Below are 17,134 nucleotides of genomic sequence, written 5' to 3'. Positions count from 1 at the left end.
ATGAGCCAGAATACGCTGAAAGTTAATGAGTTACACGATGATGCGGAATTCGAGGAGAACGGAGCTGAGGTTTTTGATGAGAAGGCTCTCGTTGAGAACGAACCTGGTGATAATGAAGTAGCTGAAGAAGAGTTGCTGTCACAGGGTGCGACGCAACGCGTTCTGGATGCGACGCAGCTTTACCTCGGCGAGATTGGTTATTCACCACTGTTAACGGCGGAAGAAGAGGTGTTCTTCGCCCGTCGCGCATTACGCGGTGACATTCCTTCTCGTCGTCGCATGATCGAAAGTAACTTACGCCTGGTGGTAAAGATTGCCCGTCGTTATAGCAATCGTGGTCTGGCGCTGCTGGATCTGATTGAAGAGGGTAATCTCGGCCTGATTCGCGCCGTAGAGAAGTTTGACCCGGAACGCGGGTTCCGCTTCTCAACTTATGCCACCTGGTGGATTCGTCAGACCATTGAACGGGCTATCATGAACCAAACCCGTACTATTCGTCTGCCGATTCACATTGTTAAAGAACTGAACGTTTACCTGCGTACCGCGCGTGAACTGTCGCACAAGCTGGACCATGAGCCGAGTGCGGAAGAGATCGCCGAGCAGCTGGACAAGCCAGTTGATGACGTAAGCCGTATGTTGCGTCTCAACGAGCGCATTACGTCGGTTGATACGCCGTTAGGTGGTGATTCCGAGAAAGCGCTGCTGGATATCCTGGCCGATGAGAAAGACAACGGTCCGGAAGACACCACGCAGGACGATGATATGAAACAGAGCATCGTTAAGTGGTTGTTTGAACTTAATGCCAAGCAGCGTGAAGTGCTGGCACGTCGTTTCGGCCTGTTAGGCTATGAAGCGGCAACGCTGGAAGATGTGGGCCGCGAAATCGGTTTAACCCGTGAGCGTGTCCGTCAGATTCAGGTAGAAGGTCTGCGTCGTCTGCGCGAAATTCTGCAGACGCAGGGTCTGAATATCGAAGCACTGTTCCGCGAATAAGCCGTAGCTGGCAATAAAAACGGTGACCATAAGGTCACCGTTTTTTTATGCCTGACATTCAGGCCGGCGCGCGCCGTGCACGCGCCGGTGGCAGGTTACATCAGGGTTTTCAGACGGTAAATCCACTCCAGCGCCTGTTTGGGCGTCAGGCTGTCCGGGTCGAGCGCTTCCAGCGCCTCCACTGCCGGCGAGGTTTCCGCCACCAGCAGCGGCAGCTGTGAGCCCTCCACCGTTGAGCCGGCAGAACTGCCCGACAGCGCTTCCAGCTCTTTTAGCTTGTGGCGCGCACGCTTAATCACCTCTTTCGGCACACCGGCCAGCGCCGCCACGGCCAGGCCGTAGCTCTTGCTCGCGGCACCATCCTGCACGCTGTGCATAAAGGCGATGGTGTCACCGTGTTCCACCGCATCAAGATGCACATTCACCACGCCTTCCATTTTCTCCGGCAGGGTCGTGAGCTCGAAGTAGTGGGTAGCAAATAGCGTCATGGCTTTGATGCGATTCGCCAGGCTTTCGGCACAGGCCCAGGCGAGCGACAGGCCATCATAAGTGGACGTCCCGCGGCCGATTTCGTCCATCAGCACCAGGCTGTTTTCGGTGGCGTTATGCAGAATGTTGGCGGTCTCGGTCATCTCGACCATAAAGGTAGAGCGCCCGGAGGCGAGATCGTCGGCGGCACCGACACGGGTAAAGATGCGATCGATGGGGCCGATCACTGTCTCTTCCGCCGGCACATAGCTGCCGATCCAGGCCATCAGTGCAATCAGGGCCGTCTGCCGCATGTAAGTACTCTTACCGCCCATGTTGGGGCCGGTAATGATCAGCATGCGACGCTGCATCGAAAGCGACAGCGGGTTGGCAATGAACGGCTCTTTCAGCACCTGTTCCACCACCGGATGGCGACCGGCAGTGATGCGAATCCCGGCTTTCTCCTGCAGCACCGGGCGGCAGTAGTTGAGCGTCCAGGCGCGCTCGGCCAGGTTGGCCAGTACGTCCAGCTCTGCCAGCGCCGCGGCGCTCTGCTGCAACGCTTCGAGATGCGGCAGCAGGCGATCAAACAGCTCGTCATACAGGCTCTTTTCCAGCGCCAGCGCTTTGCCTTTCGACGTGAGAACCTTGTCTTCGTACTCTTTCAGTTCGGGAATGATATAGCGCTCAGCATTTTTCAGCGTCTGGCGGCGAACGTAATGGATAGGCACCAGATGGCTCTGTCCGCGGCTGACCTGAATGTAATAGCCGTGCACAGCGTTGAAGCCAACCTTCAGCGTATCCAGCCCCAGTTTTTCGCGCTCGCGAATCTCCAGGCGGTCAAGGTAGTCGCTGGCACCGTCGGCCAGCGCGCGCCACTCGTCCAGCTCGGCGTTATAGCCGGGCGCGATAACACCTCCGTCGCGCACCAGCACCGGCGGCGATTCAATAATGGCGCTTTCCAGCAGTTCGCGCAGTTCGCTGAAATCCCCCATCCGATCGCGCAGCACATTGAGATGGGGCGCGGCCACGTCTGCTAACTGGGTATTGAGTTCTGGCAATTGCTGGAAGGCATGACGCATACGCGCCAGATCGCGCGGACGCGCGGTGCGCAGCGCCAGACGTGCCAGAATACGCTCCAGATCGCCCACCTGGCGCAGCACCGGTTGCAGTTCTTCGCTCAGCGACTGCAGTTCGGCAATTGATTCCTGGCGGCGCGTGATGGTGGCCACGTCGCGCAGCGGCATATGCAGCCAGCGCTTCAGCATGCGGCTGCCCATCGGCGTGACGGTTTTATCCAGCACCGCCGCGAGCGTATTTTCGCTGCCGCCCGCCAGATTCTGGGTGATTTCCAGATTGCGCCGGGTAGCCGCATCCATAATGACGCTGTCCTGCTGGCGCTCCATACTCAGCGAGCGAATATGCGGCAGCGAGGTGCGCTGCGTATCTTTGACATACTGCAGCAGACAGCCCGCCGCGCGCAGCGCCAGATGCGCCTGCTCGACGCCAAAGCCGCTGAGATCGCGCGTGCCAAACTGCAGGTTCAACTGCTGACGTGCGGTGTCGATTTCGAATTCCCACAGCGGACGCCGCCGCAGCCCGCGGCGCTGATCGATCAGCGTCATGGCCTGCAAATCCTCCGGATAGAGCAACTCTGCTGGATTGGTGCGCTGCAGTTCGGCCGCCATGGTCTCGACATCGCCCGGTTCGCTGAGGCGGAAACGCCCGGAGCTGATATCCAGCGTGGCATAGCCAAAACCGCGCTGGCTCTGGAAGATGGCTGCCAGCAGGTTATCCTGGCGCTCCTGCAGTAACGCTTCATCACTGATGGTGCCGGGCGTTACAATGCGCACCACTTTACGCTCAACCGGCCCTTTGCTGAGTGCCGGATCGCCAATCTGTTCACAGATCGCCACCGATTCGCCCAGCTGCACCAGCTTCGCCAGATAGCCCTCAACGGCATGATAGGGCACGCCGGCCATCGGGATCGGTTCACCGGCGGACGCACCGCGTTTGGTCAGCGAGATCTCCAGCAGCTGCGAGGCGCGTCTGGCATCGTCGTAGAACAGCTCATAGAAATCGCCCATGCGATAAAACAGCAGGATGTCAGGATGATCGGCCTTCAGGCGCAGGTATTGCTGCATCATGGGGGTGTGGCCACTGAAGTCCATTTGCTCTGCTCCTTTCATCTCATTCTCACTCAGGATTCACTCTTTTGATTTCCGCTGGCTGGACAGGGGCAGCCGGGGATGGATGGTTATCACACTGGCGGATAACGAAAGGGCAGATGTTAGCATTTTTGCGCAGCCCGCTTCATCCGCCAGCCGATGTTTCTGGCTGGCGACCATATCAAATTGCGACAGGCGGTAAAAAGCAAATTTTACGCGGCGGGGAAAACTGTGGAGCCAGCGCGCAAATTCGGCGCTTAGCCGCGGCCGGGCGAGGCCGCGGCCGCGCTACAGGTGAGCGTCAGTTCGGTCAGCGTCACTTTCTCGCCTTCCCGCACGTCGGGCAGGCGATAAGGCAGCTGGCAGCGTTCATTGCTGTTGCTACCCCAGCGTACCGTCAGGACACCCTGCGGCTGGTGCACGCGCGCGTACAGCTGCCCGCCCTGGCCGGTACTGCCAACGCTGGCACCGCTCTCATCCACCACTTCCGCACCAAACGGCAATGGTTTACCGGCAAAGCTGCCGTTGATCAGCAGTGGCAGGCCGCGCTGAGCGTTGAAATTCACTTTCACCACAGCACCGGCCCAGGGGGCGACGCGCTGCTGAGTGTTGTTCAGCTCCAGATCTTCCGGCGCGTTTTTGGTGTCGATGGCAATATCGTTGAGCTGATAGGGATTGAGGTACGGCACGGCAGCATAGCCTGCGCTATCGATTTCCACGCCCGGATAGCCGGAAACATTCGCACCGTGCGCACCTTTCGCCTCAACCAGTGCGAAGGTTTCACCGCTGTAAGGCGACGGGGTGATACCACCGCTGTGCACCAGCAGCGTGCCGCTGGCACCTGCCGAGAGGCTGCGGTAACCGTTACCCTGGGCTGCGCTGGCATTCAGGCTGCTCCACGGCGCACGGTACTGACCGTTGAGCGATCCGCTGTCGCCGTTACGCACGTCGTGGCTGCCGGTGACACTATAGCCAAACTGATTGTCGTCACCCAGATTGCCTGAGACCGACGCCTGTTGACTGTTGCCGCCCTGACTATCACGGTTCCAGTCAAGGCGCACGTAAGGCTGATGCGCATTGTCATCGCTCCCCAGCGGGAAGCTGAGTGAGAACAACCAGGTATCCTGCTGCATGCCCTGACGATTGCGTGAGCGGCCAGCGCTGATGCCCCAGGTGACGGAACGGTAGCGGTTGCTATAACCCAGCTGATACTGCACATCACTACCGTGATTGTTCCAGTAGTTTTGCACCGAACCACTGACATAAAACTGCCCCCACGCTGGCGGTAATGTCTGCGAGGCGGTGAGCGTGGCGCGATTCTTTATCCGGCTAAAGCCACGGGCATCACTCCCCTGCAGGACCGCTTCGCGTGACTGGATGGCGGTCATGAAATCCATAAAGCCGCTGGTGGAGAAACGGTAGGTGGCCAGCGAAATATTACTGCCGGTGTCGGTGATGGTTTTGTTCCAGCTCAGACGGTAGCTTTGCCCACTCATGCTGTCGCCACGATTACTCAGATGCGCACGCGCCTGCGTTACGTCGGCCGCGACAGCGCCAATCGGCGTGGATACCGCCCCGCCGAACAGCAGCGCATAGTAGTTCTGGCTGAGCTGCATCCCGCTGTAGGCGGTGAGAGCGTTGGTCAGGCCATGCTGGATAGTGCCCTGATACAGTGCGGGACGTCCGGCGACAAAATCGCTGCGCAGCCGGCCTGCGGTCAGTGAGTAGCGCGAAGTGCCGGGACGCAGTAGCTGCGCGACTGAAGCATAAGGCACGCTGAAACGCTGCACGCTACCGTCCGCTTCGGTTACGGTCACCTCGAGATCGCCACCGTAGCCGGTGGGATAGAGATCATTGATCAGGAATTCACCGGGTGAAACCGTGGTTTCATAAATCACCTGGCCGGCCTGGCGTACGGTGACGCGGGCGTTGGTGCGTGCGATGCCGCGAATATCGGGCGCATAGCCACGCTGTGACGCGGGCAGCATGCGTTCATCAGTGGCCAGCTCCACGCCAGTAAACGGCAGGGTATCAAACAAGACGCCGGAGGTGGCCGATTCACCGGCCAGCAGGCGCGCGCGCAGCGGCGTAATGTCGCGCTGCATATAGCTGTTCAGCGCGCTGTAGCGGGCACCCGTAGTACTGCCCTGATTAAACACGCCGTTATGGCGAAAATACCAGCCTGCGACGTTATAGCCAGCGTTAACCTGCGCATACAGAGAGTTTTCGTTGCCGTAGCGCGTGGTATTTTGCCAGGCGTTGAGGCTATAGCCGAGCAGGCCGCCGTTAATACCGCGGTCCCAGCGCGACGGACTGACTTCACCAAAGGCATGATTATCCAGATAACGCTGCGGTACGGAGATATCGAGACGTTGTTCACTGCTATTAAAGCTGACGCGAGCATCCGGCATGATCGCCGCCAGGTCGGTACAGGCTGCGGGCTGAGCCAGTGCCTGACGCATAGCCGCAGAGAGCTGCGACTCGCGAAAAGTGATCAGCGCCAGCAGCCCCGGCGATAAACAGGGCGCGACGCGCTTGCCTTGCTGCCGCAGCTCCACGTCTTCGCTGGCAATGAAGCTGTCATTGAGATAAACGGTTGCCGGATAGCGTCCTGGCGTGGCGCTGGCCCCGTCGGCAAAACGCGACAGATCATAGTGCTGGCCGCCGAAGCTATTCAGAAAGGCAGGATCAAATTGCGCGTGGGTGGCGACGTCTCTTTCCGCCTCCGCGCCTGCCACGGCGGGAAGCAGAAAGCCTGAGCATAATAACAATGTTTTGACGGCGGCTGAGGGCCGCGCTGCTTTTAATAATGGGTTTTTAGTGGTCATAACAGACTTGTTTATGCAGGTTCAGGCCGATCGTCAGTGAATAACGGCTTCGCTGGAGACGATGGCGCCGTAATCATTTACCCAATCAGCAACAAGGGTTTTTCCGCTCGCCGCGCCCGTCAGCCTGAAGCTGGCACTGCTCTCCGGCGCCACCATCTCTGCGCTGGCGGCTTTGGCATTGCTCTCTTTCAGGCGCACCGAGACCAGCGAAACATGCCAGGGCGAGGCGTTGGTTGCCGTGACTTCGCCGTTATGCAGCGTCCAGCGCAGCGATTTGGCGGCTTCCGCTGGCGTGCCCGCCAGTCCGGTCGGCCGGAAAAACAGCTTGATGCGCGTGCGGAAGGCCATCTGCAGAAAGTTGTTACTGCTGGCATCCGCTGGCTTCGACGGTATTTCCAGCACGTTCAGCCAGAACACGCTTTCACGATCCGCCGGTAGCGGCTGACCGGTATAGCTGATGCGCAGCGTTTGCCCCTGTTTCGGCTCGATGCGATTGATGGGCGGCGTCAGGACAAAGGGCACCTGCAGCGTTTGCGGGTTGGCATTCATATCGCCCTTGTCCAGCCAGCTCTGCACCAGTACCGGCGCCGTGCCTTCATTACTCAGCTGAACGGTGACGTTCTTCTCTTTTTGCGGATAGATAACCCGCGTGCCGTTGATAACCACCCCTGCCTGCGCACCACCGGACAGCAGGACAAGCAGAGTCAATAAAAGCGCGGACATGGCCGCGCGCCCGGTGTTGCAACGCATGGAAGCTCCAGAAAGAAAGGGGGCAGCATCAGCCCCCGAAAAATTATTTGTATTGAATGGAGTAGGTGACGTTGCTCACCACGGTGCCGGCCGTCGCGGCGTTAGTTGCGTAGTAACGTACGGCATAGGGCAGGGTGTTTTTACCGCTGGAGATATCCACGTACTGGGTGTTGGTCATCTGGTTGCTGTTACCTACATCAATCGGTGCCTGAGTGGTGCTTGAGCCATCCAGCAGCTGCAGCTGTACGTTGGTGGCGCTGCCGGTAGTGTTTTTCAGACGGCCGCTGGTCATGTCTACGCTCGGACCGGCTTCGAAAAAGGCGGACGCGGTCTGCAGCGTGCCCTTACAGTTAGTCAGCGTCATCAGGAACTTCGTCGTACCACCGGTTTCGCCAGCTTTCTGGAAAGCGCTGGTGCTCAGCGTTGGCAGCACGACAGTCGAGCTTGGGCCTTTGCCGTCGACGGAGACGTCGCAGGTAGACGCGGTCAGTTCACCGTTGAAGGTAATGGTGCCTGAAGAGGCGGCCTGTGCACCTGATACGGCAGCCATCGCGACCAGAGTAGAAAGAAGGGTTAATTTTTTCATTTTTACTATCCATATGCGTGTTATGAGGGGAGCGGAGTGCCTGCGTGCAGGTGAGCACTCCGGGACGAAGCGTCCTTTCTTTGCTGAAGGTACCTAAGGCACCGACACTGGCGCGTCCGGTATCTCCGGCACGGGGATATATTCAGTCAGCGTGAAGATGAGAAAAATCAGACGGGGTGTTTCGACTTGTAAGTTGCGGACTACAAAATGATCAAAAACTGAACCCGGTGTATGGCGGCGTAAATTTACGACATTGCTCTGTAAGTCGCTTCGTTGAACGATTACCATGAGCATTCGTGTTTCATCTGGCTTATGGATATCCGATGCGTTTTAAGGTTGCTCTTCTTCCGCTTATTTGTTTGCTTGCTGCCTGCAGCAGTAAGCCTGCTCCCCAGCAGCAATCCGCCGTTGTGCCTGCACCGAAAGGGGGGTTTTTACTGGAACCTTCTCACGCCATTCAGCCGATGTTTGGCGACTTTGCCGGTAATCCGGCGGCAGAACAATTTATCGATCAGATGGTGGCGAAGCACGGTTTCAACCGCGACCAGCTGCATGCGGTCATTGGCCAGGCGAAGCGACTGGATTACGTGCTGCGCCTGATGGATCAGCAGGCGCCGAGCTATACGCCGCCGAGTGGGCCGAACGGCGCGTGGATTCGCTATCGCAATAAATTTATCACCCCGGATAACGTGCAGAACGGCGTCGCCTTCTGGAATCAGTATCAGGATGCGCTGCAGCGCGCCCAGCAGGTGTATGGCGTACCGCCGGAGATCATTGTCGGGATTATCGGGGTGGAAACACGCTGGGGTCGGGTGATGGGCAAAACCCGTCTGCTGGATGCGCTGGCGACGCTCTCGTTTAGCTATCCGCGCCGTGCCGCTTACTTCAGCAGCGAGCTGGAAACCTTCCTGCTGATGGCGCGCACCGAGCAGGACGATCCGCTGGATCTGCGCGGCTCTTTCGCCGGTGCCATGGGCTACGGCCAGTTTATGCCGTCCTCCTATAAGCAGTATGCGGTCGATTTTAACGGCGACGGCCATATCAATCTGTGGGATCCGGTGGATGCCATCGGCAGCGTTGCCAACTACTTCAAAGCGCATGGCTGGCGTTCCGGTGAAAACGTCGCCGTGCCCGCCAGCGGTCAGGCACCGGCGCTGGAGAACGGTTTCAAAACCTCTTATTCAGTGAATACGCTGGCGGCCAGCGGTCTGGCACCGCAGGGTTCGCTGGATGGCAACAGCCAGGTCAGCCTGCTGCGGCTGGATCTCGGCACCAGCTATCAATACTGGTACGGTCTGCCTAATTTCTACGTGATTACGCGCTACAACCACAGCACGCACTATGCCATGGCGGTATGGCAGCTGGGGCAGGCGGTCGCCCAGGCGCGTCAGGGCAACATGCTTTAATACTGTCCTTATAAAGTATGAGGGTATAAGATGGCGTCCGTTTTGCGGTGCCTTCTTCATCGCATACCGACCACTGAGGAATATGTATGACGACTTTACCTGCCTGCCCGGCCTGCCAGGCAGACTACACCTGGCAGGAGGGTGATAACCTGAACTGCCCCTCCTGCGGCCATATCTGGTCCGCCAGCGCGGATGACAGCAGCGAAGGTCTGGTAGTGCGCGATGCCAACGGTAACCTGCTGGCAGATGGCGATAGCGTAACCGTAGTGAAAGATCTCAAGGTGAAAGGCAGCTCTTCCACCCTGAAAATCGGCACTAAAGTGAAAAGCATCCGTCTGGTTGAAGGTGACCACAATATCGATTGCAAAATCGACGGCTTCGGTCCGATGAAACTCAAATCTGAGTTTGTGAAAAAGAACTAATTGCAGGACGGCCATGCGCCGTCCTGTTGCTTTCCCCCGCAGGATGCGGAAGTAATGACATCCGCGCCCGTGCGCGCTATCACCTCGCCTGAGCCTGCAGCACCTGACTCCGCTGCGCCACCCACACTTTTTCGGCAACCGCACTTTTCTCTTCGCACCTCGCGCAGCAAAACAGGTAGTGTGTGACTCTTCCATACAGACAGGAGCGTTGCTATGCAAGACTGGAATCCCCAGCTGTATCGTCAGTTTGAATCTGAGCGTACGCGTCCGGCACAGGAGTTGCTGGCGCGTATTCCCGTCAACGAGGTGCGCTTTGCTACGGACCTGGGATGTGGCCCGGGCAACAGCACGGAACTGCTGGCGCAGGCCTGGCCGCAGGCGCACATCACCGGCATCGACAGCTCTGAGGCGATGCTGGAACAGGCGCGGCAACGCCTGCCGGACTGTGACTTTTGTCAGGCCGATATCCGCAGCTGGCAGCCTGAGCAGCCGCAACAGGTCATTTATGCCAACGCGTCGCTGCAATGGCTGACCGACCACGAAACCTTGTTGCCGCATCTGGTAAACCAGCTGGCACCGGGCGGTGCACTGGCGGTGCAAATGCCGGATAACCTGCAGGAGCCGTCGCATCGTCTGATGCGTGAGGTGGCCGCCAGCTCACGCTGGCAGGCGCATATTTCGCCTCAGGCGGCAGAGCGTAAACGCCTGCTGAGCAGCGATCGCTACTATGATTTATTAAGCGATGCAGGCTGTCAGGTCGATATCTGGCGCACCACTTACTATCATCCGATGGCGGATGCGCAGGCGATCATCAGCTGGCTGCGCGCCACCGGGCTGCGTCCGTTCCTTACCGCGCTGGATGAGGTGCAGCAGGCTGACTTTTTACACGATTATCATCAGGCGCTGCTGCCCGCTTACCCGACGCGCAGTAATGGACAGGTTTTGCTGGCCTTCCCGCGTTTATTTATGGTGGCGGTGAAAACGCGCTGACCCTGCCGGAACGCAGCGCGCAAAATGCGACGGCGGCGGTTGAAAAGGGCTTGTTGCCGCACCATTTACTGCTAACGTGAAGCGCCACAACAGGAGAAGGCGATGAACGACGAACAACTTCAGCAGCTCAGCCGACGTATTGGCGAACAGCTCAGGCATCGTCAGGCGACGGTGACGGCGGCGGAGTCCTGTACCGGCGGCTGGATTGCCAAGGTATTTACCGACATCAGCGGCAGTTCGGCGTGGTTTGAGCGCGGCTTTGTTACCTACAGCAATGAGGCCAAGCAGCAGATGGTTGGCGTGCAGGCGGCGACGCTGGCGCAGCACGGTGCCGTCAGTGAGCAAACGGTACGCGAAATGGTGACCGGCGCCTGTGCCGCGGCCGGCGCTGGCTACGGTATTGCGGTGAGCGGCATCGCCGGACCGGATGGCGGCACGGCAGAAAAGCCGGTCGGTACCGTCTGGTTTGCGCTGGCAGGTCCGGAGGGCCGCGTGCTGGCACAGCGCCAGCAATTTGCCGGCGATCGTGATGCTGTCCGGCGTCAGTCGGTCAGCTGGGCGCTGCAGGCGCTGCTGGATGAATTTCTGACAAATTAAACTTGATACTGTATGACTATACAGTATAATTAGCGGCAACAGAACGAGCAGGCATACACGGTGCCCGCTCACCCGGCATGATTAGGAGTGGAAATGGCGATTGACGAGAACAAACAGAAGGCTTTAGCTGCCGCGCTGGGCCAGATTGAGAAACAATTTGGTAAAGGCTCCATCATGCGCCTGGGTGAAGACCGCTCGATGGATGTTGAAACCATCTCTACCGGCTCCCTGTCGCTGGACATCGCGCTGGGCGCGGGTGGCCTGCCAATGGGCCGTATCGTTGAAATTTACGGACCTGAGTCCTCCGGTAAAACCACGCTGACCCTGCAGGTCATTGCTGCTGCGCAGCGTAAAGGCAAAACCTGTGCCTTTATCGATGCCGAGCACGCGCTGGATCCGGTATACGCCAAGAAACTGGGCGTCGACATTGATAACCTGCTGTGTTCGCAGCCGGATACCGGTGAGCAGGCGCTGGAGATCTGTGATGCGCTGGCCCGTTCTGGTGCGGTAGACGTGATCATCGTTGACTCCGTGGCGGCGCTGACGCCGAAAGCGGAAATCGAAGGTGAAATCGGTGATTCGCACATGGGTCTGGCTGCGCGTATGATGAGCCAGGCGATGCGTAAGCTGGCGGGTAACCTTAAGCAGTCCAACACGCTGCTGATCTTCATCAACCAGATTCGTATGAAGATTGGTGTGATGTTCGGTAACCCGGAAACCACCACCGGTGGTAACGCCCTGAAATTCTACGCCTCTGTGCGTCTGGATATCCGCCGTATCGGCGCCATTAAAGAGGGCGACGAAGTGGTGGGGAGCGAAACCCGCGTTAAAGTGGTGAAGAACAAAGTGGCAGCACCGTTTAAGCAGGCTGAGTTCCAGATCATGTACGGTGAAGGCATCAACACCTTCGGCGAGCTGGTTGACCTCGGCGTGAAGCACAAGCTGGTGGAAAAAGCCGGTGCGTGGTACAGCTACAACGGCGATAAAATCGGCCAGGGTAAAGCGAACGCTACCAACTTCCTCAAAGAGAACCCGGCGATTGCCAATGAGCTCGACGTTAAGCTGCGTGACATGCTGCTGACCGGTGCAACGGCGGAAGCGGCGACAGCGGATAGCGCGGCTGATAAATACGAAGAAGCCAGCGAAACCAACGAAGATTTCTAACCATACCCACGGGAGCAGCAATGCTCCCGTTTTGCTTTTTCCCGCCCGTGCTTTTCCTCTCTGCCTTCTTGCTTTACCCTGCGCAACAGTCACAACAAGGTAATCCTATGTCATCGACCTCATCACAGGCTCCGGAGCCAACCTTTTCGCGGGTACTCGATCGTGCCATGCGTATTTTGTCGCAGCGCGACCATAGCCGCGACGAGCTGAAACGCAAACTGCAGCTGAACAATCAGCGTGCGGCCTGGCTACAGCAACAGGAGAGCCAGCCGATACCGGAAGCGCTGCTGGAGAAAGTGCTCGACTGGTGTCAGGAGAATGGCTGGCTCAACGACCAGCGTTTTACCGAACGCTTTATTCAGAGTCGCGCGCGTAAAGGCTATGGTCCACAGCGGGTGCGCATGGAGCTGCAGCAAAAAGGCATCGACCGCGATGAGATCAACCAGGCGCTGTTCGATAGCGAGGTTGACTGGAGCCAGTGCGCGGCCGAGGTCGCTAAACGTAAATTCGGCGAACCGCTGCCGCAAAGCTGGGCGGAAAAAAGCAAAGTCCAGCGCTTTCTGATGTCGAAAGGCTTTATGATGGAAGACATTCAGGCGATTTTCAGAAATATTGACGACTGAAAGGCGATGGGATTTTACTTCCCATTGAAGAAAATTTATCTTATTCCCACTTTTTGTTCCTCAGTCAGTGGCGGGCCGGGCGCATGCGGTTTGCCAGCGAAAGGGAACGTTCGTTAGCGTGATTCCAGGAATTTTATGAGCAAGAGCACTGCTGAGATCCGTCAAGCGTTTCTCGACTTTTTTCATAGCAAGGGACATCAGGTTGTAGCCAGCAGCTCCCTCGTACCAAACAACGATCCGACGTTGCTGTTTACTAACGCCGGCATGGTGCAATTTAAAGACGTTTTCCTTGGTCAGGACAAGCGCGATTATTCGCGTGCCACCACGTCGCAGCGCTGCGTGCGTGCCGGCGGTAAGCACAATGACCTGGAAAACGTCGGCTACACCGCGCGTCACCACACCTTCTTTGAAATGCTGGGCAACTTCAGCTTTGGCGACTACTTCAAGAAAGAAGCCATTGCCTACGCCTGGGAACTGCTGACGGGCGAGCAGTGGTTTAAGCTGCCGAAAGAGCGTCTGTGGGTAACCGTATACGAAACCGATGACGAAGCCTTTGAAATCTGGGCCAATGACATCGGCGTACCGCGCGAACGTATTATCCGCATTGGCGATAATAAAGGCGGTGCTTACGCCTCTGACAACTTCTGGCAGATGGGTGATACCGGCCCTTGCGGTCCGTGCACCGAAATCTTCTACGATCACGGCGACCATATCTGGGGCGGTCCTCCGGGCAGTCCGGAAGAAGATGGCGATCGCTATATCGAAATCTGGAACATCGTGTTCATGCAGTTCAACCGTCAGGCCGACGGCACCATGCAGCCACTGCCGAAACCGTCGGTGGATACCGGTATGGGCCTTGAGCGTATCGCCGCGGTACTGCAGCATGTGAACTCCAACTATGAAATCGATCTGTTCGCGAAGCTGATTAACGCGGTGGCGCAGGTAACCGGTGCCACCGATCTGAACAACAAATCACTGCGCGTGATCGCCGACCACATCCGTTCGTGTGCCTTCCTGATTGCCGATGGTGTCATCCCGTCGAATGAAAACCGTGGCTATGTGCTGCGTCGCATCATTCGCCGCGCGGTGCGTCATGGCAACATGCTGGGCGCGAAAGAAGCGTTCTTCTACAAACTGGTGGCTCCGCTGATCGAGGTGATGGGCGCAGCAGGTGAGGATCTCAAGCGTCAGCAGAAGCACGTTGAAAACGCCCTGAAAAATGAAGAAGAGCAGTTTGCTAAAACGCTGGAGCGTGGCCTGGCACTGCTGGACGACGAGCTGGCGAAGCTGAAAGGCGACACCCTCGACGGCGAAACGGTGTTCCGTCTGTATGACACCTTCGGCTTCCCGGCGGACCTGACTGCTGACGTATGCCGTGAGCGCAATCTGAAGATTGACGAGGCGGGCTTTGAAGCGGCGATGGAGCAGCAGCGTCAGCGTGCGCGTGAAGCCAGCGGCTTCGGTACCGATTACAACACGGTTATCCGCTTCGATACGCCAACTCAATTCAAAGGTTACGACCACCTGTCGCTTGAGGCGACGGTGCAGGCGCTGTTTGTGGACGGCCAGCAGGTTGAGCAGGTTACAGCCGGGCAGGATGCGGTGGTGATTCTGGATCAGACCCCGTTCTACGGTGAGTCTGGCGGCCAGGTGGGCGATACCGGCACTCTGACCGGGCAAAATGCTGAATTTAGCGTGCAGGATACGCAAAAATATGGCAAAGCCTTTGGTCATATCGGTAAGCTACGTCAGGGGCAGCTGCGGGTGGGCGATCGCCTGCAAGCGCAGGTTGATGAAGTGCGTCGTTCGCGCATCATTCTCAACCACTCAGCGACGCATCTGATGCACGAAGCGTTGCGCGAAGTGCTGGGCGATCACGTTGGTCAGAAAGGCTCGCTCAACAACGACAAGTACCTGCGTTTTGACTTCTCACACGGCGAAGCCATGAAGCCGCAGCAGATTCGTGCGGTTGAGGATATCGTTAACGCCCAGATTCGCCGCAACCTGCCTATCACCACTAACGTGATGGACCTGGAAGAAGCGAAAGCGCTGGGCGCCACCGCGCTGTTCGGTGAGAAGTACGATCAGCGTGTGCGCGTGGTCAGCATGGGCGAGTACTCCATTGAGCTGTGCGGCGGTACGCACGCGGCCCGCACCGGTGACATCGGCCTGTTCCGCATTCAGGGCGAAGCCGGCACGGCGGCGGGTATTCGCCGTATCGAAGCGGTGACCGGTGAAGCCGCGATTGCACAACTGCATGCGCAGAGCGATCAGCTAACCGACATTGCTCAGGTGGTGAAAGCCAACCACAGTAATCTGAACGAGAAAGTGCGCGGACTGGTAGAAAACGTGCGTGCGCTGGAGAAAGAGCTGCAACAGCTACGCGATCAGCAAGCGGCGCAGGAAAGCGCTTCACTGAGTAGCAAAGCGGTTGAGGTGAAGGGCGCGAAACTGCTGGTAAGCGAACTCAGCAATGTCGAGCCAAAAATGCTGCGCACGATGGTGGACGATCTGAAAAATCAGCTTGGTTCTGCTGTCATCGTACTGGCAACCGTTGCAGAAGGTAAGGTGTCGCTGATTGCTGGCGTCACCAAAGATCTGACCGATCGGGTGAAGGCCGGTGAGCTGATTGGCGAACTGGCTGCGCAGGTCGGCGGTAAAGGCGGCGGGCGTCCGGACCTGGCGCAGGCTGGCGGAACCGACGCCCAGGCACTTTCTGGCGCGCTGGCTGGCGTGCCGGAGTGGGTGAGTAACCGGCTGTAACGAAATAAAATTAAGCATCGTGAAGAGCGCCAGAAACATCTGTTTCGGCGCTTTTTAACGCGGTGTGCACCAGGTAATGACAAAGTCCGGTTGATGTAGTGTATTTCGGCTAAACTAACTATCAGCAGAATGTATTGGCATGGCAGAATACAATGGTGTATTTGTCATAGGCATTGTTCAGCGTTATATGATGGATATGGCCGGGAGACCGAACAGGCCCGACTCTTTTAATCTTTCAAGGAGCAAAGAATGCTTATTCTAACTCGTCGAGTTGGTGAAACCCTCATGATTGGTGATGAGGTAACTGTAACGGTGCTGGGTGTTAAGGGTAACCAGGTCCGCATAGGCGTAAACGCGCCAAAAGAAGTGTCGGTTCACCGTGAAGAGATCTATCAGCGTATTCAGGCTGAAAAAACACAGAGTACATCTCAATAACGTATTCAGTGCCTCGCTGTGTGGCGAGGCGCTACCGCTTCTCTCCCTCCCGTCGTTGTTTTTATCCGTTCACGCTTTCCTGATTTTTCCGCGAATTATGTCGGCTGCCGCACGCTTTTACTGTTGATAAATCACTCTTTTTGCCCGCAAAATATGCGGATTGCACGTCATTTGCGCAATCAAACCTTAATCGGTAAAAAGTCGGGAAAAATTGTTTGACTTATAAGTCCGGGAAAGTAATATGTGCGCCACGCAGTGCCGATGAGCGGAAACAAAGTTCAAAAGCACGGTTCGCAAGAACGCGTAAGGTGAGGTGGCCGAGAGGCTGAAGGCGCTCCCCTGCTAAGGGAGTATGCGGTCAAAAGCTGCATCCGGGGTTCGAATCCCCGCCTCACCGCCATTTTCCGATGCATCCATAGCTCAGCTGGATAGAGTACTCGGCTACGAACCGAGCGGTCGGAGGTTCGAATCCTCCTGGATGCACCATCTTTTTCGGGATGGAAAGTGCCTCAGTGTGTCATGAAGCGATGAGCTTTCAGGGCGTACTAAGGAGGATAACGTTGCTTCAGCAACGGCCCGCAGGGTGAGGCGCAAGCCGAATAATCCTCCTGGATGCACAATCTTCGGATATGGTATTTACTTCAGAGTAGTAAGAGTGAACGAGCAGTTCCTTTCATGGTGAGTTGTTAGCACCCTGCGTTGTACAAGAATCATTTAATGCATCCATAGCTCAGCTGGATAGAGTACTCGGCTACGAACCGAGCGGTCGGAGGTTCGAATCCTCCTGGATGCACCATTCTTTGTATCATTCCCAGGTTGATTTCAGTTAGTCCATCGTAAGAAAATCTCTCAATGCATCCATAGCTCAGCTGGATAGAGTACTCGGCTACGAACCGAGCGGTCGGAGGTTCGAATCCTCCTGGATGCACCATCTTCTCCGA

General features: G+C 57.3%; 13 protein-coding genes and 4 tRNA genes. 13 read left to right on the top strand and 4 right to left on the bottom strand.

Annotation, left to right across the window (positions count from 1 at the left end):
* A complete protein-coding gene (rpoS, locus tag CBW22_RS09030) occupies window positions 1–993 on the top strand; it encodes an RNA polymerase sigma factor RpoS (protein WP_021507339.1) in 993 nt (330 codons plus the stop codon).
* Window positions 994–1,088: 95 nt separating this feature from the next.
* Here the strand turns inward: rpoS and mutS are convergent, their stop codons facing one another.
* The 4 genes from mutS to CBW22_RS09010 all read right to left on the bottom strand — a co-directional run bounded on the left by mutS (window position 1,089) and on the right by CBW22_RS09010 (window position 7,793).
* Window positions 1,089–3,632, bottom strand: coding sequence for a DNA mismatch repair protein MutS (gene mutS / locus CBW22_RS09025; RefSeq protein ID WP_088516497.1), 2,544 nt, complete (start codon window positions 3,630–3,632; stop codon window positions 1,089–1,091).
* Between the two features lie 254 nt (window positions 3,633–3,886).
* The gene (locus CBW22_RS09020) at window positions 3,887–6,367 is read right to left on the bottom strand and encodes a fimbria/pilus outer membrane usher protein (protein WP_176428099.1); all 2,481 of its coding nucleotides are present in this window, start codon (window positions 6,365–6,367) and stop codon (window positions 3,887–3,889) included.
* A 123-nt stretch (window positions 6,368–6,490) separates the two neighbouring features.
* Window positions 6,491–7,207, bottom strand: a complete 717-nt coding sequence (locus CBW22_RS09015; protein ID WP_088516495.1) for a fimbria/pilus periplasmic chaperone — start codon at window positions 7,205–7,207, stop codon at window positions 6,491–6,493.
* A 43-nt stretch (window positions 7,208–7,250) separates the two neighbouring features.
* Window positions 7,251–7,793, bottom strand: coding sequence for a fimbrial protein (locus CBW22_RS09010; protein WP_088516494.1), 543 nt, complete (start codon window positions 7,791–7,793; stop codon window positions 7,251–7,253).
* Window positions 7,794–8,116: 323 nt separating this feature from the next.
* Here CBW22_RS09010 and mltB point away from each other — a divergent pair, with 323 nt between their 5' ends.
* From mltB to CBW22_RS08950, 12 genes are all read left to right on the top strand, one after another.
* Entirely contained in the window at window positions 8,117–9,199 is a 1,083-nt protein-coding gene (gene mltB / locus CBW22_RS09005) for a lytic murein transglycosylase B (protein WP_031279678.1), read from the top strand.
* An 86-nt stretch (window positions 9,200–9,285) separates the two neighbouring features.
* The gene (locus tag CBW22_RS09000) at window positions 9,286–9,621 is read left to right on the top strand and encodes a zinc ribbon domain-containing protein YjdM (RefSeq protein WP_088516493.1); all 336 of its coding nucleotides are present in this window, start codon (window positions 9,286–9,288) and stop codon (window positions 9,619–9,621) included.
* Window positions 9,622–9,834: 213 nt separating this feature from the next.
* Window positions 9,835–10,611 (top strand): trans-aconitate 2-methyltransferase, encoded by a 777-nt coding sequence (gene tam, locus CBW22_RS08995; RefSeq protein WP_088516492.1) that lies wholly within the window; start codon window positions 9,835–9,837, stop codon window positions 10,609–10,611.
* Between the two features lie 102 nt (window positions 10,612–10,713).
* Window positions 10,714–11,208, top strand: coding sequence for a nicotinamide-nucleotide amidase (gene pncC, locus CBW22_RS08990; protein ID WP_058776003.1), 495 nt, complete (start codon window positions 10,714–10,716; stop codon window positions 11,206–11,208).
* Between the two features lie 93 nt (window positions 11,209–11,301).
* Window positions 11,302–12,372 (top strand): recombinase RecA, encoded by a 1,071-nt coding sequence (gene recA, locus CBW22_RS08985; protein WP_021507334.1) that lies wholly within the window; start codon window positions 11,302–11,304, stop codon window positions 12,370–12,372.
* 107 nt (window positions 12,373–12,479) lie between these two features.
* Window positions 12,480–12,995 (top strand): regulatory protein RecX, encoded by a 516-nt coding sequence (locus CBW22_RS08980; RefSeq protein WP_223815705.1) that lies wholly within the window; start codon window positions 12,480–12,482, stop codon window positions 12,993–12,995.
* 135 nt (window positions 12,996–13,130) lie between these two features.
* Entirely contained in the window at window positions 13,131–15,758 is a 2,628-nt protein-coding gene (gene alaS / locus CBW22_RS08975; RefSeq protein ID WP_088516491.1) for an alanine--tRNA ligase, read from the top strand.
* A 249-nt stretch (window positions 15,759–16,007) separates the two neighbouring features.
* A complete protein-coding gene (gene csrA, locus CBW22_RS08970; RefSeq protein ID WP_088516490.1) occupies window positions 16,008–16,193 on the top strand; it encodes a carbon storage regulator CsrA in 186 nt (61 codons plus the stop codon).
* A 307-nt stretch (window positions 16,194–16,500) separates the two neighbouring features.
* Window positions 16,501–16,593 (top strand) — tRNA-Ser (locus CBW22_RS08965).
* Between the two features lie 9 nt (window positions 16,594–16,602).
* Window positions 16,603–16,679: transfer RNA gene (locus tag CBW22_RS08960), tRNA-Arg, on the top strand.
* A gap of 233 nt (window positions 16,680–16,912) precedes the next feature.
* Window positions 16,913–16,989 (top strand) — tRNA-Arg (locus CBW22_RS08955).
* 58 nt (window positions 16,990–17,047) lie between these two features.
* Window positions 17,048–17,124, top strand: a tRNA-Arg gene (locus CBW22_RS08950).
* The last annotated feature ends 10 nt before the right edge of the window (window positions 17,125–17,134 follow it).

Source organism: Pantoea sp. VS1 (assembly GCF_002207995.1).
GTDB classification, from domain to species: domain Bacteria; phylum Pseudomonadota; class Gammaproteobacteria; order Enterobacterales; family Enterobacteriaceae; genus Pantoea; species Pantoea dispersa.
Note: the sequence above shows the minus strand (reverse complement) of the source record. Positions and strands in the feature narration are given on the sequence as shown.